The sequence below is a fragment of the Sphingobacterium paludis genome, from assembly GCF_004364125.1.
Taxonomy (GTDB): Bacteria; Bacteroidota; Bacteroidia; order Sphingobacteriales; family Sphingobacteriaceae; genus Sphingobacterium; species Sphingobacterium paludis.
Window position 1 is genome coordinate 282,509 of record NZ_SNZV01000003.1, and the last position, 26,084, is coordinate 308,592.

Annotated in this window: 25 protein-coding genes; 11 read left to right on the forward strand and 14 right to left on the reverse strand. The window is 44.3% G+C overall.

The window, feature by feature from the left end; genetic code table 11:
• Nucleotides 1-90: 90 nt before the first annotated feature.
• On the reverse strand, nt 91-3,243 hold the full coding sequence (locus B0I21_RS07360; RefSeq protein WP_133639822.1) for a S41 family peptidase: 3,153 nt from the start codon (nt 3,241-3,243) through the stop codon (nt 91-93).
• 378 nt (nt 3,244-3,621) lie between these two features.
• Here B0I21_RS07360 and B0I21_RS07365 point away from each other — a divergent pair, with 378 nt between their 5' ends.
• The 4 genes from B0I21_RS07365 to B0I21_RS07380 all read left to right on the forward strand — a co-directional run bounded on the left by B0I21_RS07365 (nt 3,622) and on the right by B0I21_RS07380 (nt 7,431).
• Nucleotides 3,622-4,086, forward strand: coding sequence for a hypothetical protein (locus tag B0I21_RS07365; protein WP_243835973.1), 465 nt, complete (start codon nt 3,622-3,624; stop codon nt 4,084-4,086).
• Nucleotides 4,087-4,470: 384 nt separating this feature from the next.
• Entirely contained in the window at nt 4,471-4,755 is a 285-nt protein-coding gene (locus tag B0I21_RS07370; protein ID WP_133639823.1) for an HU family DNA-binding protein, read from the forward strand.
• A 6-nt stretch (nt 4,756-4,761) separates the two neighbouring features.
• Nucleotides 4,762-5,595 (forward strand): tetratricopeptide repeat protein, encoded by an 834-nt coding sequence (locus tag B0I21_RS07375; protein WP_133639824.1) that lies wholly within the window; start codon nt 4,762-4,764, stop codon nt 5,593-5,595.
• A 282-nt stretch (nt 5,596-5,877) separates the two neighbouring features.
• Entirely contained in the window at nt 5,878-7,431 is a 1,554-nt protein-coding gene (locus tag B0I21_RS07380; RefSeq protein ID WP_133639825.1) for an Rne/Rng family ribonuclease, read from the forward strand.
• Between the two features lie 32 nt (nt 7,432-7,463).
• Here the strand turns inward: B0I21_RS07380 and miaA are convergent, their stop codons facing one another.
• Genes miaA through B0I21_RS07395 form a run of 3 tightly spaced genes read right to left on the reverse strand, consistent with a single transcriptional unit; the run spans nt 7,464 to nt 10,431 of the window.
• Nucleotides 7,464-8,423: a tRNA (adenosine(37)-N6)-dimethylallyltransferase MiaA gene (gene miaA, locus B0I21_RS07385; protein ID WP_133639826.1), complete on the reverse strand. Its 960-nt coding sequence runs from the start codon at nt 8,421-8,423 to the stop codon at nt 7,464-7,466.
• Nucleotides 8,420-9,592 (reverse strand): Gfo/Idh/MocA family protein, encoded by a 1,173-nt coding sequence (locus B0I21_RS07390; RefSeq protein ID WP_133639827.1) that lies wholly within the window; start codon nt 9,590-9,592, stop codon nt 8,420-8,422. Before B0I21_RS07390 ends, miaA begins: the two co-directional genes overlap by 4 nt.
• 59 nt (nt 9,593-9,651) lie before the next feature.
• Nucleotides 9,652-10,431 carry a hypothetical protein gene (locus B0I21_RS07395; RefSeq protein WP_133639828.1) on the reverse strand — a complete coding sequence of 260 codons (780 nt, stop codon included), beginning with the start codon at nt 10,429-10,431 and terminating at the stop codon, nt 9,652-9,654.
• Nucleotides 10,432-10,504: 73 nt separating this feature from the next.
• Here B0I21_RS07395 and def point away from each other — a divergent pair, with 73 nt between their 5' ends.
• Nucleotides 10,505-11,092, forward strand: coding sequence for a peptide deformylase (gene def / locus B0I21_RS07400; RefSeq protein ID WP_133639829.1), 588 nt, complete (start codon nt 10,505-10,507; stop codon nt 11,090-11,092).
• A 23-nt stretch (nt 11,093-11,115) separates the two neighbouring features.
• Here the strand turns inward: def and B0I21_RS07405 are convergent, their stop codons facing one another.
• Nucleotides 11,116-11,718, reverse strand: coding sequence for a trimeric intracellular cation channel family protein (locus B0I21_RS07405; protein ID WP_133639830.1), 603 nt, complete (start codon nt 11,716-11,718; stop codon nt 11,116-11,118).
• A 278-nt stretch (nt 11,719-11,996) separates the two neighbouring features.
• On the opposite strand from B0I21_RS07405, the gene B0I21_RS07410 reads away from it, so the two are divergent.
• The 3 genes from B0I21_RS07410 (at nt 11,997) to B0I21_RS07420 (ending at nt 16,449) form a co-directional block, all read left to right on the forward strand.
• Entirely contained in the window at nt 11,997-14,435 is a 2,439-nt protein-coding gene (locus tag B0I21_RS07410; protein WP_133639831.1) for a PIG-L family deacetylase, read from the forward strand.
• 13 nt (nt 14,436-14,448) lie between these two features.
• A complete protein-coding gene (locus tag B0I21_RS07415) occupies nt 14,449-14,646 on the forward strand; it encodes a hypothetical protein (RefSeq protein WP_133639832.1) in 198 nt (65 codons plus the stop codon).
• A 105-nt stretch (nt 14,647-14,751) separates the two neighbouring features.
• On the forward strand, nt 14,752-16,449 hold the full coding sequence (locus B0I21_RS07420; RefSeq protein ID WP_133639833.1) for a sodium:solute symporter: 1,698 nt from the start codon (nt 14,752-14,754) through the stop codon (nt 16,447-16,449).
• On the opposite strand, the gene B0I21_RS07425 is transcribed toward B0I21_RS07420, so the two are convergent.
• The 8 genes from B0I21_RS07425 to B0I21_RS07460 all read right to left on the reverse strand — a co-directional run bounded on the left by B0I21_RS07425 (nt 16,429) and on the right by B0I21_RS07460 (nt 22,777).
• Nucleotides 16,429-17,337 (reverse strand): N-acetylmuramoyl-L-alanine amidase, encoded by a 909-nt coding sequence (locus B0I21_RS07425; protein ID WP_243835974.1) that lies wholly within the window; start codon nt 17,335-17,337, stop codon nt 16,429-16,431. The genes B0I21_RS07420 and B0I21_RS07425 overlap by 21 nt on opposite strands.
• Before the next feature lie 12 nt (nt 17,338-17,349).
• Nucleotides 17,350-18,387, reverse strand: a complete 1,038-nt coding sequence (locus B0I21_RS07430; RefSeq protein WP_243835975.1) for a DUF3078 domain-containing protein — start codon at nt 18,385-18,387, stop codon at nt 17,350-17,352.
• Nucleotides 18,388-18,391: 4 nt separating this feature from the next.
• Entirely contained in the window at nt 18,392-19,027 is a 636-nt protein-coding gene (locus tag B0I21_RS07435; protein ID WP_243835976.1) for a hypothetical protein, read from the reverse strand.
• A 183-nt stretch (nt 19,028-19,210) separates the two neighbouring features.
• Nucleotides 19,211-20,056 carry a glucosaminidase domain-containing protein gene (locus B0I21_RS07440; protein ID WP_133639835.1) on the reverse strand — a complete coding sequence of 282 codons (846 nt, stop codon included), beginning with the start codon at nt 20,054-20,056 and terminating at the stop codon, nt 19,211-19,213.
• A 59-nt stretch (nt 20,057-20,115) separates the two neighbouring features.
• Nucleotides 20,116-20,850: a glucosaminidase domain and LysM peptidoglycan-binding domain-containing protein gene (locus tag B0I21_RS07445; protein ID WP_133639836.1), complete on the reverse strand. Its 735-nt coding sequence runs from the start codon at nt 20,848-20,850 to the stop codon at nt 20,116-20,118.
• Nucleotides 20,851-20,872: 22 nt separating this feature from the next.
• A complete protein-coding gene (locus tag B0I21_RS07450; RefSeq protein WP_133639837.1) occupies nt 20,873-21,508 on the reverse strand; it encodes an O-methyltransferase in 636 nt (211 codons plus the stop codon).
• Between the two features lie 130 nt (nt 21,509-21,638).
• Nucleotides 21,639-22,271, reverse strand: coding sequence for a GTP cyclohydrolase I FolE (gene folE / locus B0I21_RS07455; protein ID WP_133639838.1), 633 nt, complete (start codon nt 22,269-22,271; stop codon nt 21,639-21,641).
• 95 nt (nt 22,272-22,366) lie between these two features.
• Entirely contained in the window at nt 22,367-22,777 is a 411-nt protein-coding gene (locus B0I21_RS07460) for a 6-pyruvoyl trahydropterin synthase family protein (protein ID WP_133639839.1), read from the reverse strand.
• Nucleotides 22,778-22,841: 64 nt separating this feature from the next.
• On the opposite strand from B0I21_RS07460, the gene mqnB reads away from it, so the two are divergent.
• The 3 genes from mqnB to B0I21_RS07475 all read left to right on the forward strand — a co-directional run bounded on the left by mqnB (nt 22,842) and on the right by B0I21_RS07475 (nt 25,503).
• Nucleotides 22,842-23,459, forward strand: coding sequence for a futalosine hydrolase (gene mqnB, locus B0I21_RS07465; protein WP_166637803.1), 618 nt, complete (start codon nt 22,842-22,844; stop codon nt 23,457-23,459).
• Nucleotides 23,460-23,594: 135 nt separating this feature from the next.
• Nucleotides 23,595-24,581, forward strand: a complete 987-nt coding sequence (locus B0I21_RS07470; RefSeq protein ID WP_133639841.1) for a pyruvate dehydrogenase complex E1 component subunit beta — start codon at nt 23,595-23,597, stop codon at nt 24,579-24,581.
• 166 nt (nt 24,582-24,747) lie between these two features.
• A complete protein-coding gene (locus tag B0I21_RS07475) occupies nt 24,748-25,503 on the forward strand; it encodes a DUF6263 family protein (RefSeq protein ID WP_133639842.1) in 756 nt (251 codons plus the stop codon).
• Between the two features lie 186 nt (nt 25,504-25,689).
• Here B0I21_RS07475 and gcvH read toward each other — a convergent pair whose 3' ends face one another.
• Nucleotides 25,690-26,070, reverse strand: coding sequence for a glycine cleavage system protein GcvH (gene gcvH / locus B0I21_RS07480; protein WP_133639843.1), 381 nt, complete (start codon nt 26,068-26,070; stop codon nt 25,690-25,692).
• Nucleotides 26,071-26,084: the final 14 nt, after the last annotated feature.

Below are 26,084 nucleotides of genomic sequence, written 5' to 3' on the forward strand. Positions count from 1 at the left end.
TAATTTGTGCTTGCAAAAAAATAGCCATGCTTACGCTTCATTTAAAAAGAAGCGTAAGCGTGGCGCTATAAAGCACGGTTTTTTTTCGTGCTATTTCAAGTCTTTCAGAATCTCTTCTACCGCTCGTTCCAGCTGGGGGTCTTTGTCCTGAATGCGGTCCGTTATGGAATTACGAACCGCTATATCGGGCGCAACACCCGTGAGCTCCAGATCCTCTCCGTCCAGCGTGTAGCAGCCCCATGCGGGTACGCGATACATCGAGCCATCAACCAAGCCTTTCGCCGACGTGAAAATGATCCAGCGATAGGTTTCTGTACCGATGATCTTGCCTAGTTTTAGCGCCTTAAAGCCCGCCGCCGTCATTTCTGCATCACTCAGCGATTGCTCGTTGATCAACAATACGATAGGCTTTCCGCCTGGCGTGAAATTTCCCTGCGGTGCCTTCTTTCCACCGCGGTACTGCCATTGCAGGTAAGGCCGTTGCTGTAAGAAGCGCAAGACCTCATCGTGTACATTTCCGCCAGTGTTATAGCGCAGATCCAAAATAATACCCTCTTTATTATTTTCCTGCTCGGCCATATCAAGCAAGAACGTTTGCAACTCCTCGCCGCCCATGTTTTTCATGTGCGAATAGGCAATCCTATTGTTGCTCAAGGCGCTTACCTTGCTACGGTTTCCTTTGATCCATTCTTCATAAAGCAGGTCTTTGAAATCGCTGCTGCTCTGCGGGCGAATATTTACCTGATGCTCCTTACCTGCCCGTGCTACCGTAAGTTGTAGCTCCGGGGATAGCGAGGGCGCTGTGAAGTAGGCGTCGCGGTCTCGCTTAGGATCTATTTTTTTACCATCAACGGCTAGGATGACGTCTCCCGGCTGCAGATCAACCCCTTTTCGAGAGGCCGGACCGTTCGGCAGGACACGCGTAATTTTGGTCGGAAGCTCGTTATCATAAACAATGCCCAGCTCGTTGGTCACGAAGTTAAAATTCTTCCGTTCTTCCGCCCCGGTGGAGCTAAAGCCCAAGTGAGACGAATTGAGTTCGCCGAGCATATCATTGAGTAGTATCCGGAGATCGGCACGCGTATTGATGCCGTCTAGATAGCGGGCATATTTCTGTTTTGTCGCCGTCCAATTGACCCCGTGAAATGTACTGTCATAGAAGTTCTCTTCTATGCCCGCCCATGTTTCATAAAACATCTGGTTGAATTCTTGCGAAAGATCCTTCGTAAATTTATAGCTCATCGTCACTTTATCCAGCTTATTGGCCTCCAAGTTGTATTTTTGGATAGCGCCACCACTTAGCGCAAAGTACTTGCCCCCGACCTCCGTTAAATCGCCAAGAAACCCATCGGCTACTTTTTCGGTTTTATTCTCTTCGAAAGGCTCACTTACCAAACGGTACACACCGTTTTCCCCTTCATGGTTAGAGGAGAAAAAAACATAAGTTTTATCGCCCTTTTGAAACACCAGCGGATTATATTGCGTGCCCGCTGCTGGGCTCACCAGGCTGATCCGGTCTGATAATCCCTTCAGATCAATGCTCACCGCAGGTTTTTTGCTTGTAGCAAGCTTTTTATTGGCTGGCTTTGCCTTATCATCCTTCTTACTGACGCTGTCTTTCGTATCTGTTTTTGTTTCGGTAAAGAGCTCATCGAATTTGCTGTTACGGTAGGGCGACTCTATATTTTCCAGGGCCATTTTGTAAATACTGGAAAATTGCATGCCCGTCGGGTATGAAGGTTTTGTACGATTACTGGCAAAATAAATATACTTTCCGTCAGGAGACCAATACGGGTTAGATTCCGTAACGCCGGTATTCGTCAAGTTTGTCGTCGACCCTGAAGCAATATTATGCACAAAAATATCCTGTTCGAAATTTCGAATGGCTGTAAATAAGACATAAGCCCCATCCGGAGAAAAAGAGGGTGCAGAGTTTTGAAAGGCCCAAATCTCGTCTTTGACGATAAGGCTACTTTTCAGCGATCCCAGATCCAGCAATCTTACCTCATCCCGCCCACTCAGGTATACGGCTTTGGTTGCATCAGCATTAAAGGCTATATTTCGGTTGTTGCGAAGGTCAGTAGTCAGCTGCTTGACGCTGCCAGATCCATCTGCCGTTCGCGAAAACCAGTTTTGATACCCTTGATACGTCTGACTGTAAAGTAGGGTCTTATTATCTTTTAGCCATTTCACCTCCATGGCCCGCTCGCCGCTACCCGGCATCTTCCGAACAAATTTGCCATCGATATCACTGACGAAAAGCTCACCCCGTGCTATAAATGCCATTTTCTTTCCATCCGGAGAAATATCAAAAGCGCTAATGGTGTTGCTAACATCAAACTCCTTTTCTTTACCCAATACATTGTTACGGCTTAACTGGATGGCGGGTTGCGTCGTTTTTTTACTATCCGTGTCATACAGGAAAATCTGATAATCTTTCTCAAAAACGATTTTGCCACCATCGGCAGCCACGACTGGTCTCTTAATGGATTCCTTAAACGTGGTGAGTGCAACTTTCTTTCCCGCGTTAAAGGTATATAGGTTGTACTCATCGTTCCCTTCGTCCGATGCAAAATAGATCGTTCCCTTACGGTCTACACTCGGCCAAAAGTCTTTGCCCACGTAATCCGTATATTGTTTGAACGTTTTGCTCTTTGGGTCGTACGAGCGAATATCTGGATTGAAAGCGCCTTTATATCGCTTTCTATTGGCGGAAGAATAACTCTCCCAGGAATCATTGAATAGCAGTTCGCCAAAAGGTGTCTCCGCAATACCGTGTATAAAATTGAAGTAATGCGGAAAAATCCGCTGCGCCGTTCCACCCGTTCTATTAACTTTATAGCTTGAAAACCGGTTGTAGCGAGAAGATGTAAAGTAAACGGTTTGGCTATCCCAGCTCCAGCTATCCACCTCGTCCATACCTTCGTGATACGTAAGCTGCTGTATGTCACCTCCAGCAAGCGGCATCGTGTATACATCCATGTTGCCATTTTGATTGGATGAAAATGCGAGCCATTTTCCGTCTGGTGAGATCCGGGGTGAGATCTCGTTGCCCTCCATTGCCGTCAGACGAAGTGCTACGCCCCCTCCGCTGCTGACTTTCCAGAGGTCGCCCTCAAAACTAAACACCAGCGTGTTTCCATCTGGACTCAACGCTGGATACGACAGAAATGATGGCTGCTGCGCCATAGCAAGCGTGCTAATCCCGAAGGACAAGGCGATAAAAAAGATACGTTTATTCATAATAAAGCGGTAATAGCTATTAATCTGTAATTTATGATACGTCGGCACAACAGGTTCCATAAAAAAGAACAGTCCTGTACCTATTTTATACAAAGGTATCATTGCACACGAATTCTCAATATGGGTATCGTATTTTTTACCTGAATAGTTTAGTTGCGCAAGCATCGCTGTCATCCTATCTGCTCGAAAAGCCACCGCAAGGGGCACTGCACGCAAATGCATGCCCATTGCTAATCGCCAAAACACTCTTAAATGGGGTATCACAAGCTATTGTTGCTAATAAAATGAGCCTTCATCTCGTGTTTATCCTGGTAAGAAATTATTTTGGCCTGATGCTTGCGAACGTTGTTATGCATCTAATTTCGAAGCATTGCCTTTATGAACAAGACATATATACTCCTTTTCTTTCTATGCGTTGCCATACAAGCCTGTGTTGCTCAAGAAGCAAAGAGCAATAAATGGATTTGGGGGCCATCTATTGGTTGGCAATATCAAAGTGGAAACTTTCTAAAAGCATCGGGATGGGGATTATTTGCTCCAAATGACCATCAGTATATAAAGATCGATGCAGGTGCCAATTTCACCTGGATGCGTGACCAGTCTACCGTCATTCCGGAGCTGGGACTCACCTATTACGTAAGCACCAAACTCATTTTCCCGTTTATAAAAGCGGAGGTTACACCTTATACGGTTACGCCAAAAGTCGGTATTGGTTTACTATCCATTATTGATCTGGGTATTGGCTACGGGTTTGATACGCGTACCAAAGATAATTTTAAACCGATACAGGGATTCACTGGATCCGTGAGCTTAAACATACCGTTGAATTTTCATTTGCAATAGCCCTGCTAGTCATTTTGCAGCTAAAGCGCTATCCCATTTTTCCGATAAATTGCCTGAAAATGTGTTCTGAAAGCCCCGTTTATCGATAAATCAGCGATACCATTCCAGCACCTTTGCGCGCACAGTATACGTGGCGTTTTCCGCTATTTCCCTCCATCCTAAGCCATTGAAAGCTAACCGTGTAAAGCAGGTCAACACGGAAAAGAAAGAACCATTATTGGCCTTGGTTTTGGTAAATATCTGATACTTAAAAGTTTCCAAACCGTCACGATTGTCAAAAAAACAGAAATAAATTTTTAAACGTCATAAAAAAAAGATACTTTTGCATCCCAAACTGCTACAGCGTTAAGGGTTGAGAAATAAATAATTACAGTAAAAACAGATATGACTAAAGCAGAAATTATTGCGGAGATCTCTAACAAAACGGGCTTAGAGAAAGTAGATGTTCAAGAAACAGTTGAAGCATTTTTTAAAGTTGTTAAGAATGCAATGGTTAGTGGCGAGAATGTGTATGTTAGGGGTTTTGGAAGTTTCGTAGTGAAGAAAAGAGCAGAGAAAACAGCGCGTAACATCTCAAAAAACACAGCGATCATCATTCCTGCGCACTTTGTGCCAAGCTTCAAACCTGCAAAAGTTTTTGTTGAAAAGGTTAAACAAGGAAACAAGTAAATCAGGATGAATACCAAACAAATCATAGTCATCGTTATTGTAGTTGCCCTTATGGGTGGATTGCTTGCGCGCCCTATAAAAGGTTTGGTAGAGGATAATAAAGGAGCAAGTGCCTCTACAACCACCGAAGCATCATCAGCTTTTAATTTCCAGAGCGTATCCGACATGACTAAGCAATCGATCAACGGAAGTTTAGCGCAAGAAATTACGGCCTTGGAAGCAAAAGTGGCTGCTGCAGAAGGTGAAGAGAAGCTTACTTTATTAGAAGAACTGGCAAAAAAATGGGATGATTTAGCCAAAGATGCGCCTCGCGGATTTATTTATGAGGAAATGGCAAAAATTAGCCCTAAATTTGAATATTGGTTGAAAGCCGGAGATGCTTTTCGCTCCGCGTATACCAATTTGCAAGATACAGCGATGGCGACCGAGCTCAATCGATTGGCAATTCAATCTTATGAGCAGGCTACAGCGCTGGATGCGAACAACTTGGATGCAAAAACGGGCTTGGGGGCCGCTATGGTCACTGGAACGAACAATCCTATGGCAGGTATTGCTTTGTTGAGGGAAGTAGTCGCTAAGGATCCAAAAAATATTCAAGCAAACAAAACATTGGGATTGTTTTCATTGCAATCCCGTCAATTCGACAAGGCTATTGAGCGTTTCAAAACGGTTGTCGAGTTGAAGCCTGATGCCGAATCATATTTTTATTTGGCCACAGGTTATGAAAATATCGGGTTGAAGAACGAAGCTATTGCTGCTTTTCAGAAAAGTAAGGAGCTAGCTGCTGATCCGACCCTATCTCAATTCATCGAACGCCGTGTCGAAGAACTGAGCAAGTAATTAACATATTAATTTATCATTTAAAAACATTAAAGCTATGCCAAGCGGAAAAAAAAGAAAAAGACACAAGATGGCTACTCACAAACGTAAAAAACGTTTAAGAAAAAACAGACACAAGAAAAAATAAGCTTGTTGATCTTATTGGCTGAAGCCGCATAAGACGTTGTACAATCTATGGTTTCACTCTGGTAGAACTGTAGATTGTATTTTTTCATTAACGAGTTTTTATGTTTCATCAGACGGGGTACACCATATTGTATCCAGGTCTTAAAAAAGTAGCTGTTGGTAAAGGAACTAATTATCGATTCCACTCCTGACAAAGGAGTAACTATTGCTTTACTACAGGACAAACAGCTTGTTGAGCTGAACAAGGAAAAGGCTGATAATAATTTCGCCGTAGGCGATATTTATCTCGGGCGTGTCAAGAAGATCATGCCAGGCCTAAATGCCGCTTTCGTAGATGTAGGCTACGAAAAAGATGCGTTCTTACATTATTTGGATTTAGGGCCACAGGTTCAGTCTTTACTCAAGCTAACGCGTATTGTAAAGAACGGCAGCTATCAAGAGAAGCTGCTCAATAGTTTGAAACTTGAAAAGGACATTGATAAAGCAGGGAAAATTTCGGACATTTTAAGCCGAAACGTGCTTTTACCAGTACAGATTGCAAAAGAGCCTATCTCGACAAAAGGACCCAGACTGAGTTCTGACCTTTCTATTGCAGGTAGGTTTGTTGTATTGGTTCCGTTTTCGAGTACCGTTTCCATCTCTAAAAGGATCAAAGGCAACCCCGAACGTAACCGACTTAAAAAAATTGTCGAAAGTATCAAGCCAGCAAACTTTGGCGTGATCATCCGAACAGTTTCGGAAGGTAAGGGCGTAGAGGAAATGCAGAAAGACCTCTTAGACTTAATCTCTAAATGGGAACTTTTTACCAAACGTCTTAAAACTGCCGAACCCGCTCACAAAGTATTGGGAGAAATGGATAGAGCTTCTACCATTTTGCGTGATATTTTGACGGACGAGTTTACGCATATTCATGTCAATGATCTTGCCCTCCACGACGAAGTCAAATCGTATGTACAGGAAATCTCGCCCGATTTAGAAAAGATAGTTAAGCTTTACAAGCATAAAGAGCCTATCTTTGACCATTTCGGCGTAGAAAGGCAAATTAAGGCGTCTTTCGGCAAAACGGTAAACCTACAGGGTGGTGCCTATCTTGTCATTGAGCACACCGAAGCACTCCACGTTGTGGACGTGAACAGTGGAAACCGGATTGCCAGCAAAGAGAATCAAGAAGAAAATGCATTGCTGGTCAATAAAGAGGCCGCAAAGGAGATCGCAAGGCAATTGCGATTACGGGATATGGGCGGCATTGTAGTTATCGATTTTATCGATATGCATAAGCCAACCAATCGTAAAGAGCTGTACAGCTATCTGAAGGAATGCATGGCGAATGATCGCGCTAAACATACGATTCTTCCGCCAAGCAAATTCGGCTTAGTGCAGATAACAAGACAGCGCGTCAGACCAGAAATGAGCGTCGTGACAAGTGAGAAATGTCCTGCTTGTGGAGGTACTGGCGAAATTCGCTCGAGCATCGTTTTGCTCGACGACATTGAAAATAATTTAAGTTTCATTTTGCAAGAGCAAAATGAAAAGGGTGTGACGCTTGCTGTGCATCCCTATATTGGCGCCTACATTACGTCAGGGTTGTTCTCAAGAAGAGTGAAATGGTTTTTTAAATACGGTAAATGGATTAAAATCAAAACCGCATCATCTTACCATCTCACACAGTTTCGATTCTTTAATAACAAAGAAGAAGAAATTAAGCTTTAACACAGGATTGAAAAAGGGTAGCGTGACACACGTTACCCTTTTTTTATGACCCAACGAATTTCTTCCACACAGGCGTCTCGGTCTGTTCCTTCCAACCAGTGAATGTTCAACCCGTCTTTCTCCATTTTGCGAAAAAACGTCATCTGCCGTTTCGCGTAGCGATGAATCTCGGTTTCAAGCCGGCTTAAGAATGTGGGTTTATCCAAGGCACCGAGCAGGTACAGCGAACTATACTTGTATTCCAAGCCAAAATATTGGAGATCCTCATGCGTTAGTCCATGGTTTAATAATCCCTGGACCTCTTCCAGTAGACCGCCGTTCATTCGCTCCGCAAGCCGTTCGCTAATCCGTTGCCGCCTTGTGACTAAAGGAGGGTTTAACCCAAATAGGAGTGGTCTGTACCGCGGCTTCTCATAGACTACGGTATACCCGGATTGAAGCTGTTCCAGAATCTCGATAGCACGGATCAATCGCTTATGGGAGCTGTAATCTATTTTAAAGTCGGCGGGGAGTGTATAATGTCGTAGTCGCTCCATCAAGATCGTCTTATCCAGTGGCAAAAGCTCTTCCCGCAATTTTGGATCTACCGGCACCTGCGTATAGGGCTGCGGAAGGAGTAGCGTGTGCATGTAAAGCCCCGTGCCGCCCACGGCTATAGGCAGGTTTCCGCGCGAGACGATGGTCGAAAAAGCCTGATGAAAATCAGTTTGAAACTGCGCTATATCATAGCGGTCTTGCGGCTCGCGAATATCGATCAAATGGTAAGGTACATGCTGATATGACGATAGATCTTTCCCGGTGCCGATATCCATCCCACGGTACACCTGTCGGGAGTCGACACTTATTATTTCTCCCTTCATTTGTTCGGCAAGCGCAACGCCGAGGGCCGTTTTTCCAGAGGCAGTGGGCCCTAAAATAACGCATAAAAAATCAGGTGCCGATATCCCCGACACCTGATTATCATTTGTATGATCTGTTGTCTGTCCTATCACAGAACAAATTTAGTCCATTTCTCGTTGCTTTCATTGCTGGCAACGACATTTTGCACAAAGGCCATTCCGCGAACGCCATCCTGGACTGAAGGAAAATCAAGCTCCTCCGCCGTAGGCGTTCTGCCTTCTCGCTTCGCGCTAACCGTAGCGGCAAAGTTTCTATAAATGTTTGCAAACGACTCCAATAGACCTTCTGGATGGCCTGCAGGAATACGCGTATTGTGCGTCGCAAACGAACTTAATGTATAAGGTGCGGCATAGGCATTACCGGTGCGATAAATCTGACGAGGTTGATCCAACATTTTAATGATGAGGTTATTTGGATCCTCATTGGCCCATTCCAACCCTCCGTTCTCACCATATACACGGATTCTCACGGCGTTTTCTTCTCCCGCAGATATTTGCGAGGCCATCAAGACTCCTTTTGCGCCGTCTTCAAAGCGTAACAACACCGATCCATCATCATCCAACAAGCGTCCTTCTACAAAGGTAGTGAGATCAGCACATAGCTCCTTGATACGAAGTCCGGTTACGTATTCTGCTAAATGTGCAGCATGCGTCCCGATATCGCCCATGACCAGTGATAAGCCAGATTTTTTTGGATCAGCGCGCCAAGCCGCGCCCGCATTTCCTTCCCGCTCGGAAAGACGGCTTAACCAGCCTTGAGGATATTCTACGACGATCTTTCGTATTTTGCCAAAATGTCCATCCTTAACCATTGCTTTCGCTTGCTTGACCATAGGATAGCCCGAGTAGGTGTGGGTTAAGCAAAGGGTACGACCTGTTTTATCGACAATATCTTGTAATTCTTTCGCCTCATCCAACGTCACGGTCATCGGTTTCTCTACAACCACATCAAAGCCGTTTTCAAGCGCTAGTTTGGCTGGCCCGAAATGTAAAAAGTTGGGCGTAACGATGGTTAGAAAATCCATGCGTTCGCCTTCGGGAAGTGCAGACTCTTTGCTAATCATCTCTTCGTAAGTGGCATATACACGGTCGGGTGCGATGAAAAGTTCTTCTCCAGATTGTTTCGATATTTCAGGATTTACGCTGAATGCACCACACACCAATTCTATTTTACCATCCATAAAGGCCGCGATACGGTGAACTGCGCCAATAAAGGCGTCTTTGCCCCCGCCAACCATACCCATACGTAGTTTACGTTTCATAAGATTATCTTCGTTTAAGTGTTTTTCCTTGGCTAAATATACGTATCCCAAGTGGGTTTTCATAATGAGAGAACCAACTTTGTACTGCCTGCGTTGCAGACTAAATAGGCTGTAGAGGGGTTTTCTGACTGTACCTCGCGCTGTTCCAAATCGGTGATTGCGGTACGCACACCATCGGAAATGCGGTACCATTGGGGCGGAATAACTCCGACTTCCTGAAAGCCTAGTGCAGAGAGGTTGGAATCCTGTGCCCAATCCCGATCCACATAGGTCATGATATCGTTTGGCTGGAAATCATCTATAAACGCCTTTAACAGCTTGGAGAGTCCGCCGACAACGCGGTAATTAGACTTATGGCAGAAGCGTATTAGCTCAAACGAACGATAGGCTTCGGGTTGATTTCGCATACGCCGGCCACCACTGAAGACCGCTATAGATAGCAGCTCGCCTTCATGAAACAGGCCGTACCGGTATTTGCCCGGTACGGCACCTTGCAGGTGGTGCTCCGCAAGAAAGGATAGCGTGACCCGCTTATCGACACGGGCGGCCACTGTTTTTCGGGCATAGACCACCTGTCCGTTTCCGAAGAGCGATGCCAAGCGGGCGGATAGTTTATCGGCGTTTAAGATCACCTGATCGTAGTCCACGTGAATCGTTCGGTTGGTCGCGTGGGGCAGGCGCTGGCCCGCTCCGGGTAGGTATACGATCAACGTAAGGTCAAGGGAAGCAGCGCGCAACAGCAAATAGTGTTCGGCATCTTTTCGCTCGAAATCTGTCCGTAATAACGCTGACACATGCTGTATAAAGGCGTCGATTTTATCGGTTTGTATTGCCATCATTCTTCATACAAAGTTAGCAGAATCTAAATGTGTATAAATTATTATTGATACCTTTGCATGGAAAATAAAACGTATGAAATTACCTATAGTAGCGTATGGCGACCCGGTGTTGAGGAAAAAGGCAGAAGAAATAGATGAAGACTATCCCAACCTGAAGGAGACCATTGCCGATATGTTTGAAACGATGTATGCCGCGCGTGGTGTTGGCTTAGCAGCCCCCCAAGTTGGTCTGCCTATCCGGTTGTTTGTTATTGACGCTTCTCCGTTCGCCGAGGATGATGGCGACGAGAAAGGCGATCCATCTTTAAAAGATTTCAAGAAAGTCTTGATTAATCCAATCATTATTGAGGAGACTGGCGAGAAATGGGCCTTTAGCGAGGGCTGTTTAAGTATCCCTGATATCAGCGAAGAAGTGGTTAGACCGTCTGATGTGCTTATCAACTACCTGGATGAGAATTTTGATGAACAGGAAGTTCAGTTGTCAGGACTAGCGGCGCGAATTGTACAGCACGAGTATGACCATATCGAAGGGAAACTGTTTATTGACAAATTAGGCCCGTTGAAAAAGGCCATGTTGAAAAGCAAATTGGACTCGATTTCGAAAGGTATGGTGCGCGTGGGTTACAAAATGAGATTTCCGCAAATAAAGAAAAAGAGATAGCCACAAGCGTCTCTTTTTCGCTTTTACCCACCGATGACGGGAAGCGAAAGTTTAAACTTCACCGCGACAAGCCGGATGAAGAAAATGATTGCGGCAGACAAAAACGCATTAACGGTAGAGTCTACCTCGAATAATCCCAACACAATGTACAGTATGGCCCCGGAAAGGCAGGCTGTGGCATAGATTTCCTTTCGGAATATCAATGGTGTCTCGTTCATCAAGGTATCGCGTATCACGCCACCCATCACGGCAGAGAACATTCCTAAGATAATCGCGGCAATGGCCGAGGCTTCGTTGGAGAGCGACTTCTGAACCCCAACAATACAAAAGAAACCGATGCCGATGGCATCAAAAAAACTCAGCGTCCGGGCTAGTCTATCCAAATATTTATTGGCTAAAATAGAAATGGTAACTCCGGTTAAAATCGCAATAAGGTAGTTCCCATCATCTACCCAAACCGGTCTGAGGTTCAAAAACACATCCCGCAGCGACCCGCCGCCAATAGCGGTGACAAATCCGGTAAAAGCAGCACCGAAAATATCGATATGCTTCCGGTTTGCCGCCATGGCGCCGGATATCGCAAACACCATGGTGCCCAATAGATCTATGGAATAGATAATACTCATTTGCTACGCTACAAGTATACATAAAATATAGAAATGTGTAGCACGGCTGTCGCTGCGAAAGTTGTATAGAAAGGTCCTGAGCCTTATCCTGTTACTTGTCGCGATTACATGCTGCTAAAATGTGTGGCTCTTTGGGGTGCTGCTAGCGCCCTTTACGCTATTAAATTTTTGGTAATTTGCTTCCGGTTTTAGGTGCTGCAATCGATCGGGATTCGGCCATTCAAATTTATTTACTTCGGCGCTGCGTAAGCGCGAAATATTCTTTATTTTTAACAACTATGAGCAGACATTACATAGGCATACTTATCGCTACCCTTTATATTCAATTTTCCTTTGCACAGGCACCGACACCGCGCTCTTCATCAGAAATCAGGCTAAACATGGAGCGCCTTAATGTCTTGGGCTCTGTGCTTTATTTCGCAGCACACCCCGATGATGAGAACACCAAGTTGATCTCCTATTTGGCTTCCGAACGGCAGGTTAGAACATCGTATTTGTCGTTAACGCGAGGCGATGGCGGTCAGAATCTCATCGGTACCGAGCAAGGCATCGAATTGGGGCTTATTCGTACACAGGAGCTTTTGCAAGCCAGAAAAATAGATGGGGGCGAACAATATTTTTCATCAGCCTATGATTTTGGCTTCTCAAAAACGTACGACGAAACTTTCCAGTTTTGGAAGAAGGATGAGGTTCTTCGTGAGGCGGTTTGGCTTATTCGGAAATTGCAGCCCGATATCATTATTACGCGTTTCCCCCCTGATGAGCGCGGCGGGCACGGTCATCACCAAGCTTCGGCAATCCTGGCGCACGAAGCGTTCTTGGCAGCCGCCGATCCAGCAATGTTTCCAGAACAGCTGAGCGATGTTTCGGTGTGGAAGGCAAAGCGCTTATTGTGGAATACCGCCAGTTTTATGCGCATGCAGGGAGAAAATAAAGACCAACTTAAAATTGATATTGGCGAGTTCAATCCATTACTAGGCAAATCCCACGGCGAAATTTCTGCCTTAAGTCGGTCTCAGCACAAAAGTCAAGGCTTCGGCTCCGCCTCGTCGAATGGTAAATTTTTCGAAACGTTCGAATATGTAGCCGGCGAAAGGGCTAAAAAAGATTTGTTTGATAACGTTGATCTTACCTGGAATCGTGTGGAAGGGGGCGCGGCGGTCAAGAAAGAAATCGACATCCTGTTGCAGGGTTTTGATGATAAGCAACCGCAACGATCAATACCCCAATTAGCGACGATATGGCAATCACTGCAAGGGCTGCCAGATGGCTACTGGAAGACACGAAAAATCACAGAAGTCGAAAACCTACTGTTAGCCTGCGCTGGAATTAAACTGGAAGCCGTAACAGCCATGCCGCGCGCTACGCGTGGTTCTTCCATTCCCTTCAAAGCGGAAATCATAGCCCGAAACCCAAATGTCTCTGCGCAAATCGTTTCCATAAATGGCGAAACGCTCAATAAGCAACTTCCCGCCAATGCGTACGTTACGTTAGACAGGGCTACGCCCAACTTGGAAAGTACGCAGCCTTATTGGTTGGAAAGGCCACATAGCTTGGGAAAATTTGATGTGAGGCCAGAGGATGTGGGCTACCCCATGAATGTCGACTTGCCTGCCGCTGTGATCAAACTTCGTATCAGCGACGTTCCGATTACCTGTATACAGCCCATTCAATACCGGTTCGTCGATCCCGTGCGGGGCGAAGTAAACGATTATCTGGAAGTAGTCCCTAAGCTGAGTGGCAGTGCCGAGCAGCCCGTATTGCTCATTCCAAAAGGAGAGGAGCGTACGTTGGATATGACCTTCCAACGTCATGATGCTGCTCTACAGGGATCTTCTATTGAGATAAAAGGAATCCCGGCGGGATGGGAGGTATTTCCGCAGCAGTTTGATATCCGCTTTACGGAAGCTTCGAATACGCTTACTCAAACAATTCGGGTCAAAAATTCATCGGCTGCCGGGGAAGGCACATTGGATTTCTTTGCGGATGGAAAACTGCTCGAAGGTATTCGGGAGATTGCTTATGACCATATCCCGCGGCAAGCGTGGTTTCCGACGGTAGCCGTTAAAATAAAGCCCATTACGATCGAAAAAACCGTAGCTCGTGTTGGATATTTGATGGGTGCGGGAGATTTGGTGCCGGAGGCCTTGCGTAATCTCGGCATACAGGTTGACATCTTACATGCGGAGAAAATAAACGCGGCGTCTTTAGCACAGTATGATGCCATCATCGGGGGCGTAAGGTTATTAAACGTCAATGCATCAATTGAAAAAGCGCTTCCCGCATTATATGCTTACGCGAATAATGGTGGCGTGGTGCTGATGCAATACAACGTGAATAGCCGTCTGCAAGTGGAGAATTTTGCAGCAAAGCCATTCACCTTGTCTCGCGCGCGCGTCACTGAAGAAGATGCCAAGGTCACATTCACGGATGCATCAGACCCGGCTTTGAACTATCCGAATAAAATTACGAAACAGGATTTTGAGGGTTGGGTGCAGGAGCGAGGCCTTTACTTCGCTGAAAATATCGATGCCGCTTACCGTACGCCGCTGCGCATGGCTGATAAAAATGAACCGCAACACGAAGGCTCGCTACTCATTTGTAAGGTAGGAAACGGCAAATTTGTGTATACGGGCTTATCTTTTTTCAGACAATTGCCTGCTGGGGTTGCCGGAGCTACCAGATTATTTGTAAATTTGTTAGCAAAAGAAAATTAGAATAACATACATCATGGAAAATCAAGTAGAAAAGAACGACACACTAGATGTTAAAGGAATAATTATATTAGTTGGAACTGTATTTGGTGCCTTAATTTCTATTGTGGTAAGTGGTACATTCTTAGGTTTTATATCGGGTATTGTCATTGGTTTAATTTTCGCTATCTTTTTTGTTAGCGTATTACTTCCTCATAAACCAAGTGACAGATAAGGGTTTACCTCCTTTAGTTAAGAGCTGGCGACAATTCTATATACTGGTTGGTATATGGTTGGTCGCCTGTATTCTTTTCATGTCCTGGTTCACCGTATATTTTTCATGAGTGCTATTGATTGGGTAGTACTTTTTGTCACCCTGCTCCTCATTGTCGCCTACGGCATGTACCGGAGTCGGGGAATCAAGAACATTGATGGTTTTCTGGTTGGCGACCGTCAGCTTCCTTGGTATAATGTGGGCCTGTCCGTCATGGCCACGCAAGCGAGTGCAATTACCTTCTTATCTGCGCCCGGTTTAGCATACTCTTCTGGAATGAGTTTCGTGCAATTCTATTTTGGCCTTCCGTTGGCCATGATTATCCTGTGCGTGACATTTGTACCGATCTTCCATAAGATGAAAGTATACACCGCCTATGAGTTTCTGGAAAACCGATTTGACGTGAACACCCGAATGCTGACCGCAGCGCTTTTTCTGATACAACGAGGTATCTCTACCGGTATTACTATTTTTGCTCCTTCCATTATTCTATCGACGATTCTCAATCTCGACGTGACGTATACCACCTTAATCATCGGGTCGGTAGTCATCGTCTATACCGTTTGGGGCGGCACAAAGGCGGTATCCTACACGCAGCTATTGCAAATGGGCATTATCTTTGTATCGCTGCTGGCGGCAGGCATCATGGTGGTTGGTTATTTGCCAAATGAGGTCGGATTCGCAGATGCCATCCATATTGCCGGGAAATCCGGAAAGACGAACGCCATCGATTGGAGTTTGGATCTCAACAATCAATATACGGTATGGACCGGGCTTATCGGCGGCTTTTTCTTGCAACTTTCCTACTTTGGAACCGATCAGAGTCAAGTTGGAAGGTACCTCACCGGGTCATCCGTTCGCGATTCGCGGATGGGATTGCTAATGAACGGCCTGCTAAAGATACCCATGCAGTTCTGTATTTTACTTATCGGGGTTCTTGTCTTTACGTACTATCAATTTCATACGGCGCCGCTCTTCTTTAATAAGGTCGAGGTGGAAAAGATTCAAAAGAGCGAATACAGGCAAGATTACGAAAAAATTATTTTGGCGCATGAAGCATTGAGCGCGCAAAAAAAGAGTGCTGTCGAAGAACTGACAAGGGGACTGCGTACGGAAAACAGTAGGCAAGTAGATGCTGCCGGAACGCAGCTGAAAGATTACAACGAGCACGATAAGCTGCTACGCACGCAGATGGAAGAGCTCCTCAAAAAGAACGACCCCAAGGCAGACCTCAACGACAACAATTATATTTTCCTTTCTTTCGTGACCTCGATATTCCCGAAAGGACTCATAGGTCTATTGATTGCAATTATTTTTTTAGCATCTATGGGTGCCACCGCCAGTGCAATAAACTCGCTCTCTTCCACCACGGTGATTGATATCTACAAACGTTTTATTAATAAAAACGGGTCGGATAAAGGCTACTTGAATGCTTCTCGGATATTTACGTTGTTCTGGGGTGTAATTAGCTTAATCGTGGCACTATTTGCCGGTCAATTGGGAAATCTGCTGGAAGCGGTCAATATATTGGGATCTTTGTTTTACGGATCCATTCTGGGTATATTCATTGTTGCGTTCTACGTAAAAAGCATTGGAGGAAAAGCAGTATTCTGGGCGGCTGTGCTATCTGAACTTGTCGTTTTTGCTATTTGGAAGGCTGATGTTATGGCTTACCTTTGGCTAAACTTAGTCGGTTGTGCTTGTGTTGTACTTTTCGGATTATTGCTGCAACCGATCTTCAAATCAAAAGTACCGGCGATATAAATTATATAATACCCGTCTATCGTAATCTGTCAATACCTCGCTAACGTCCGTTACAATAAACTTCCTTTTAAATGCAATAATTGCGGCGCGTAAATTAGAGACATCGTAACCAATAATGCGCAAGGCATCCACATGATTAAAAGTTGAAGGAGCCGGAATGAGGTTGGACTCGTCGTACCAAACGCCAAAACCCCGTTCCGCTAGTCGCTTCCAAGGGAAAAACATACTGGGGTCGTCTTTTCGTGTTGGCGCAATATCTGCATGGCCAATGAAATTGGTGAATGGTATCTGATATTTAGTCTTCAATGTATCCAAAAGAACCATAAGCGACTGTACCTGTGCTTCAGGAAACGGTTCTCGCCCATTGTTATCTAACTCTATACCTAATGATACGGAGTTCATATCCGTAATACTGCCCCACTTGGATCGACCCGCATGCCACGAGCGCAAATAATCATTCAGCATTTGCACCACTCGGCCATCCTTTCCCACAATATAGTGTGCGGAAACTTTGGTATGTTCGAGCTGAAATGTACGGACGGTTTGGCTTAAGCTATGCTGCGCGGTATGATGAATAATGACGAAGTTTGGCTTACGGACATCATAATGAATGGCCTCTGTCCAGTCTGCATTCTTATTGATCCCTTGGCGCATTAAAAGCTGCACCCGATCCTCGGTAGACAGTAGCGGCGCAATCGCCACAGCTTGCGCTTCGGTTACGGCTTGCTCTCCTATTTCCGGCAGGGCAAGGGCCACGGCATCCGTATTAATCTTGACCGTATCCGAACGTAAGATAGGAGTTGCTGTTGCTTGCAAGACTTTCCGCTTAGGCGTACCACAGGCAATCGTTAATAGCAATAAAAGGTATAATGAAGACGCTTTTCTCAAATTTACTTCCTGTTATCTCGGTAGACTGTATGTTAACCCTAATGCCAGCGCTTGGCTATATTGAACACGCGCCACCTCGGCAGAGTTGTAAACCATAATTCCGGTCAACGAAACGTTTACTAAGTTTGACACTTTTGCGGTAAGTACAGCGTCTAAGCGATGATCAGGATCGTCCAATTCCTTATAGTCAGCAAATAAATTATACCTGGCTTTGATGTTTAGGTTTTTCGAAAGATTTCTGTCCAAGTTTGCCGTAATCTGAAAGGCGAGGTCATTCCGAAAAGACTCTCCTGGCGCCAAGCCATAGTTATTCTGATCTCTGCTTATGGGTGGATTATCCGGATAGCGTCTTGCATATTCCTCCACGGTCAAAGATTTTACACGATCATCCAAAACCAGAGTCTGTCTTGCCGTACCCGTACCTAAACGTACGGAAAAAGTGTTATCCGGTTTATATTCCAAACCGAAAGATTCGGTGAAATAACCGGGCGCCATAAAGTTCGATATAAAATCCCTCCGTCGCTCGATACCCTCTTCTGTTATGTAACTATAACCCACATCAAACTGCGACTCGAAAGTAAGGGAAAAATACAGAGCCCAGCTTCGAGAAAGCTTGTACGCCAGTTTATTATCCCAAAAGATCCGGTCATTATTTTTTTTTGCTAATTGACCTTCATTGTGAATTTTACCATATCGCAGATCAACTTCTGTCGTAAATTGCAGGTTATTTTTATTGTATTCTGATTTGTGCCAGGCTGTTCCTAAGATCGCCATCGAGTTGACACCACCGCCGACCCAATTGCTACTGAAAGACGCTTGGTTTAAATTTAACCCAAATTTCGTCCAATGTTTCCAGTAGTCTACTTCTAGGCCCAGCTTCGGAATTGGAATAATAACTTGATTTATTCTATCTACAGGAGATTTAGATTGTTCAACAAAGTTGGTATCTGGTTTTGCACGGAGATCTTTTAAATCAACTTGAGCGAAGCTCCATTGAACACCTAAAAGCGCAAAAACAACGAGCGGTAATTTGATTCTGTTAAACATCATCTTCTCAATTATTAACTTCTAAATTAATGTCAGGCAAAGTCGGTAAAAAGCGCAAGTTAGGATTTAATTTAAATATTTCATACTTGCTTCGTATATAAGAGGAAAGTTCGTAAGGCGTAGCCACCGTGACAAAGTAGTAACTTGGCCTAAAATTGCTCATAAAGTTACTTAATTTCCGACCGGAAAGTCCAGTAAGATTGGAGACCAAATCAGGTGTAAATTTAGAATCTATCACGTTGTCTTCATATTCTTGTCGGATAATCCGGGTCAGCCTTCGCGCATTTTTTGCCTCGCGGCTGAACATGCTGTAAATTGCCCCAATACTCACTCCTGCGCCGGTAGGCCCTACGCTGAAGATGGAGCCGGGATCAGCTAGCTTATACGCTTTGCTAAAATCTTCCTGCCGCTGCTTAAGCACCTCCTCTGGCGACCTTCTAGCCACAACGCTTACCTCCGGAATATAAATGGAGGATCGCTTTAAATATACCATAAGCACTTTCTGTCCGGTATAATGGATGGTGTCTGCAAAAAATCCTTCTTTCTCGGTCACAATCTTATCGCCCGAGGATACATACAAATCGAATTCCCCCCTCACATTGTTGAAGGTATTCTCTTTTGTTCTATCGTTTTTTATAAACACCCTTCCTATACGTTGATTCGTTTCCTTGTCAAAAACAATGCCTTGGACGTGCTTTGTTTGGGCATAATTGGAAAAAGAAATAAAAGTAATTAGAAAAGTGAAAAATATGTGCTTCAGATCTTTCACGCCTATAAAACTACAGGAAAGTGTATTAGGTTTTGAAATTTTAACAACTTTTATCGTTTACCTCATAATGACCAGCAGCTGGCCTAACGCCAAACTTTCAGAATCTATGTTATTCCATTCTTTAAGCTGCTCCACACTAATGTTATAGCGTTTGCTGATGCTGTATAAGGTATCTGCCGCCTTGACCTCATGGATAATCATAGCTACTGCGGGCTTAATCTCTTCCGTCTTGGCCTCTGGTTCGACTATGGCCTTGACCTCAATAATTTCCTCTACTTTCTCTTCCCGCTGCTCTTTGGCTACGTAAGACCGCTCGGCGCGATCGTACTGGTAGAGTTCATAGCGTTCGATAAGATCAATCAACAAATCGGGATAACGTGGATTAGTGGCATAGCCTGCGGCCTTTAGCCCTTTAGCCCAACCGCGGTAATCATCTTTGTCTAACGTAAATAGTTTCTCGTAGCGCTTACGCAACAAAAATTGGCTGTGGTCTTTAAAAGACTGCTCTGGATTGTCGTAAACACGAAAACAATCGTTCCACTGGTCGTCGGGTCTATTGACGGATCTCCCCGTCCAAACGCCGCCGCATTTTATTCCAAAATGGTTGTTTGCTTCTTTAGCCAGATAACTGTTCCCGTTTCCTGATTCCAATAAGGCCTGCGCTAATTTGATACTGGCAGGAATACCGAATTGATTCATTTCTGCGATGGCAATATCTTTATAGCGCGCAATGTAGTCTGACCCTGATGAGGAGATTGCTCCAGGCTTCTTAGTGCCAACCGTTCCGGGCTTAGGTTTGGATGGACCAGATGGGTGTTGCAAAACACGTGATCTTTTCGAAGCACAAGACGTGAAACCGATCGACGCCGCCAGCAGAAGGAAGAAGAAATGCCTGATGTTCATCTTAGCGATATTGCTTGAGGTAGTATAGCCATTCGATATGGAGCCTTACGCTGTTGGGTTTATAGAAATAAACGTTGACCTATAGAAAGTTTTGAGGACTGTAAATTGTTCCGCTTTTTTAATACTTCAATAGAGGTATCATAGCGTTTCGCTACCGAAGATAGCGTTTCTCCAGTACCAACAACATGCGTCTGGGTGGATGTAAAAGAGGTGGGCAACTCATTTTTCTCCATGGAACTTAGTAATAAATCTGATGCTTTCGCTTGCTTAACCTCTGCTAAAACAGCTTTCTTTCTTTCGACTTGGTCAAATTCATCCAGGTTGTAGCGATTAATGGTTGCGAGCACTTTAGAAGACCAGGTTGAAGTCGTGGAATAACCTGATCGGCCGATACCTCTTACCCAACTTTGGTAATCTTCCTGGCCATGATCATCAAACAGATCACTGGTTGATTTTCTGCGTTTTAAAAAACCGATAAAATCGAGGTAAGACTCGCGGACGGATCGATAGCCCTTATAAGCGGAGCGAATTTTCCTGCTACTATTTTTTCCTTTTATGCCAAAATGATTGTTCAGGTGTTGTGCGATTTTGCTGTTTCCGTAAGCGCTTTCGTGGATCGCTACCGCTAAGATGACGGAAGCTGGCACCCCCGTTTCATTCATTAATTGCTGTGCAATACTCTTGTGCTCTGCAATATAGCTGCTTGGTGAAAATTTTTGTGCGTTTGTCTTGGTGACAGTAAACACAAACATCAGTAGTACGACGACGTACTTACTAATACCTGTCTTTTGCATACATATACATTTAGTTCAACAATTACTTTTTGCGTAACACAAAAAGCCCATCTCGTATTGGCAAAATCAACTTTTCTATTCGTGTATCTTTTGCTAAAAACTCATTTAATTCTAGTACCTTCTTTGTTTGGCTATCTGGCTGGTCTGCTAAAACTTTGCCTTTCCAGAGCACATTATCAATCAAAATCAATCCTCCACGTGGAACATGAGGAATTAACGTTTCAAAATAAAAAAGGTTGTTCCTTTTATCCGCATCGATGAAAACAAGATCAAATTTCTCGTCTAATCGAGCGATGACATCTGTTGCATCACCTATACAATACTTAATTTTTTCTGCAAACGGAGAGGAGTCAAAATAATTTTGGACGCGCTCCTGTTGTTCTTCATTAATATCGACCGTATAGATGAGGCCTTCACTATCAAGACCTTCTGCCAAACACAAGGTTGCGTAACCTGTAAACGTTCCGATTTCCAGTATACGTTTTGGCTTGACGAGCTTGGACAACATGGCGAGCACACGACCTTGATAATGACCCGACAGCATGTGCGGCATCGTCTCTTTCAAATAGGTCTCCCGATTTATCTGCTTTAGTAAACCATTTTCTGCATCACATGTGTTTTCTAAGTAGGCTACTAATGCCTCTTCTTGTCCAAGCATAAACACAAAAGTAATAAGTACATTGATATACCAAAATACTTTAACACATTTTATAATCCTATGCCGCTGACGTGCGCAAGAAAAAAGGCGCTCCCATTATCGTGGAAGCGCCTTTTTTCATCAATTTTTATCAATCTAAAGATGCTGTTATTAATCGTAGGAATTCCGAGCGTGTAACATCGTTCTGAAATGCACCGGTAAAAGCAGATGTTGTTGTTACCGAGTTTTGCTTTTGTACGCCACGCATGGCCATACACATATGTTTGCATTCCATCACGACCGCAACGCCTGCTGGTTTCAACGTTTCCTGGATACAATCGCGAATCTCATTCGTGAGTCGTTCCTGCACTTGTAACCGGCGCGCAAAAGCATCTACCACACGCGGTATTTTGCTTAAGCCGACGATATGCCCATTTGGGATATACGCAATATGGGCCTTGCCAAAAAAGGGTAACATATGGTGTTCGCACATGGAATATACCTCAATATCCTTTACCACAACCATCTGGCTATAATCTTCTTCGAACATGGCACTGCGCAAAACTTTTGCTGCGTCAATGTCATAACCATGAGTAAGAAACTGAAGGGCTTTAGCAACACGCTCTGGCGTTTTTACCAAGCCTTCCCGCGCCGGATTCTCGCCCAGCGACTCTAAAATAGCGGGATAATGCGCTGCTATTTTCTCCACGCGCTTTTCGTTATATCGGTCTATTTTAATATAACCATCCTGTTCTTCGTCTTCAAAAGATGTTAGATCACTCATTGTCTGTAACGTAATATAGTAAATTAGTATGGCGAAGCGAGGTCATACCGCACACTCCGCAGGAGATACATCGGAACACAATACCCTGAAGGGGTCTAGCCGAAGTATTCTACAAAATTATTTTCCGTCTCGTATAGCTTAACTGCGTGCAAAATTACACTTTCCTCTTCAAAATAGGGCTTCAGCACATCAAATATCGAAATGGCGATCATTTCGGTAGAGGCTCGCTTACCCGCCATGAAATCCACATCGAGATTAATGTTTTTATGATCCAACTTATCGATCACGTGCTGCAAAATCAGTTGTTTCATCTTTTTCAGATCAATGACGAAGCCCGTTTCCGGATCGACTTCCCCTTTAACGGTCACGAATAATTCATAGTTATGGCCATGCCAATTTGGATTGGAGCATTTGCCAAACACGGCCTCATTCTTTTCTGGAGACCAGTCTTCCCGATACAACTTATGTGCAGCGCAAAATCTTTCGCGTCGTGTGATGTGGATCATGTAAACAAATATAATGCATAAAAACTATATTTTAGTAACTTCACCTGTTTAAGCACGAATGCTCATGAAACTACTGGTCGTTGCCGCCACACAAGAAGAAATCAATCCATCCATAGCATACCTCGAGGAAAAAGAAATACCTTATCTCATCACCGGGGTAGGGATGGTATCAACGACCTACGCGCTTACAAAAGCGCTTCAGAACAGGAGGCCAGACTTGATTATTCAAGTGGGGATCGGCGGGATTCTAAACCAAAATGTTGCGTTGGGCTCTGTTTATCGCATTGCAAGCGATGAAATTTTTGAGTTCGGCGCGGAAGATCGTGAAAACTTTATTTCTATCGCCAAATTGGGTTTTGGTCAACATCACTTTACGGAATATATGCCGGAATTAGCACGGCCTCTGCCGCCGGTTCCTCAAGCCCATGGAATAACCGTTAATAAGGTGCATGGCGCGGAAGATAGTATCGCCAAGCTATTATCCAACTACCGCGGGACCATTATGGAATCTATGGAAGGAGCCGCTTTATTCTTTGTGGCGGAGCGCGAGCAGATTCCGGCACTTCAATTTCGCGCTGTCTCGAATTATTTGGAGCCGCGAAATAGGGACGGCTGGCAGATTGGGCTAGCGGTAAAAAATATAAATACGTTTCTGCACGAACTTCTCATCTGTTTGCTATAAATAAAGCATCTATCGTGCTCAAATTCATTCCTAAATAATGACATTTTAGGGGCTTTTTTGCAGCAAATCGATTACGAAATATCAATTAAATGTAGTAGTTTTGCGATATTCAAAAAAGACACAATTTTACAACTGATGAGAGAAATACAATTCAGAGAAGCACTTCGTGAGGCGATGAACGAAGAAATGCGTAAAGATGATAAAATATTCTTGATGGGCGAGGAAGTCGCTGAATACAATGGAGCTTATAAAGTAAGCCAGGGTATGTTAGACGAGTTCGGTGCAAAGCGCGTAATCGATACACCTATTGCGGAGCTTGGCTTTGCTGGTATTGGTGTTGGCGCAGCTATGAACGGTCTACGTCCAATCATCGAGTTCATGACATTCAATTTCTCTTTAGTAGCTATTGACCAAATTATCAATGCTGCTGCTAAAATCCGTCAAATGAGCGGCGGTCAATTTGCTTGTCCTATCGTTTTCCGCGGACCAACCGGTAACGCGGGTCAATTGGCTGCTCAACACTCACAAAACTTTGAAAATTGGTTTGCAAACACGCCAGGTTTAAAAGTAGTTGTTCCGTCTAACCCTTACGATGCTAAAGGTCTATTAAAATCATCGATCATCGATCCAGATCCTGTAATTTTTATGGAGTCTGAGGTGATGTATGGTGATAAAGGAGCCGTTCCAGAGGAAGAATACTACTTGCCAATCGGAAAAGCGAATGTTATCAAAGAAGGAAAAGATGTGACTATCGTTTCTTTCGGGAAAATGATTCCTCGGGTGGTGCTTCCAGCAATTGAAGAACTTACAAAAGAGGGTATCGATGTTGAATTAATCGATTTACGTTCGGTACGTCCTATCGATTTCCCTGCCATTATCGAGTCGGTGAAGAAAACAAACAGACTTGTTGTTGTGGAGGAAGCATGGCCACTAGCATCTATCTCTTCAGAAGTGGCTTTCCGCGTGCAGAAAGACGCTTTTGACTACTTGGATGCACCTGTTATCCGCGTTACATCGGCTGATGTTCCTCTGGGTTATGCGCCAACATTGGTTGAAGCCACCTTGCCAAGTGTAGCGAAAGTTGTGAAAGCGGTCAAAGAAGTGTCTTACCTGAAAAAGTAATTTTCTCCTACAGAGCATATATAAAGGGATTCCGCTGGGAGTCCCTTTTTTTATGGGTGGCCGAATTGTACTGTCTCATCAAAACCATCCTTTTGCCCTTAGCTTACGCGCAAAGACAGTAAATTCTCTCTTTTTTTAGTATATTCACTTTTGTTAAAATATTACTATGAAAAAATACTTCATTACGGGTATAGCCCTTTGCATGGGATTTATCTCTTTTGCACAAAAGGCGGTTGATCTTAAATTAAATCCAGAAATTGGAAAACCGCTAAACATAGATATGCTGGTCAAAACCGACGTAGACGGCCCACAAAGCATGATCATGGATATGAATATGAAAATGATCATGACACCAACGGAAAAGCAGGGAGATAACTTTAAGATCGAGTCTGTGACGAAAGCAATTAAGGTGGATGTGGATGCAGGAATGATGACCATGTCGTACAATTCGGAAGAGGAAAGTGAAGATGAAATGTCGCAGATGCTAGGCTCGCAGTTTGCAAAGATTATCGACAAAACCATTACCCTGGTTTTGACGCCTAAGGGAAAACCGGTAGATGTGGTTCTTCCAGAAGGTTTGGGCGAAGGCATGGACAAAACGGCCTTTTCCAATATCTCTACACCGCTGCCTGATGGGCCTGTAGCACCGGGGGCCACGTGGCAAAACAGTGCCGATATGGCGAATAACCCTTTGATTGCAAAAACAGAAACAACATCGACGTTTAAGGAAGAAAGTGCAGAGGGGTATGTTATTGACGTTGTTGGAAAACTATTAGATCAATCTGCCCAAGAAGTCGGTACGGTAAGCGGTACGTACACGTTGGATAAGAAAACCCTTTTCACCAAAAATGGACAGATCAAAACAGCGATAGAGGTGCAGGGCGCAAAGGTTATTAGCGACGTGACCTTAACGGTACAATAATAGGTTGATTCTAATAAAGAGGGGCTACAGACCTGTGCTTGCCGACTAAAGACCGATCTTTTGAGTAAGTATGACGAAGCAATCTACGATGATAAAAACGCAGATTGCTTCGTCGTTTGTTCCGCTTCTCACAATAACGCTTACATCTTGTTTTTCAGCGGCCGTATTTTTTGTTGCAGTTGAAGGTTACGCGTTAACTTCAGCTTTATATTGATCTGCAGATAGCAACGCATCAACATCAGCGATGTTAGCCAATTTCACGCGAATTATCCAGCCGTCTCCATAAGGATCTGTATTGACTAATTCCGGAGAAGCATCAATAGCTTCATTGACGGCCAAAATGGTAGAAGTAACAGGCATAAAAAGATCCGATACCGTCTTCACAGCCTCTACAGTGCCGAAAACTTCGTTTTCTGCAATTTCTTCACCTACCGTATTGATGTCAACAAAAACAATATCTCCTAGCTCGCGTTGCGCAAATTCAGTGATACCGATAACGGCTTCTTCACCTTCTACACGAATCCATTCGTGCTCTTTAGTGTATTTTAATTCTGCTGGAAAATTCATATCTTTTTTCTTTG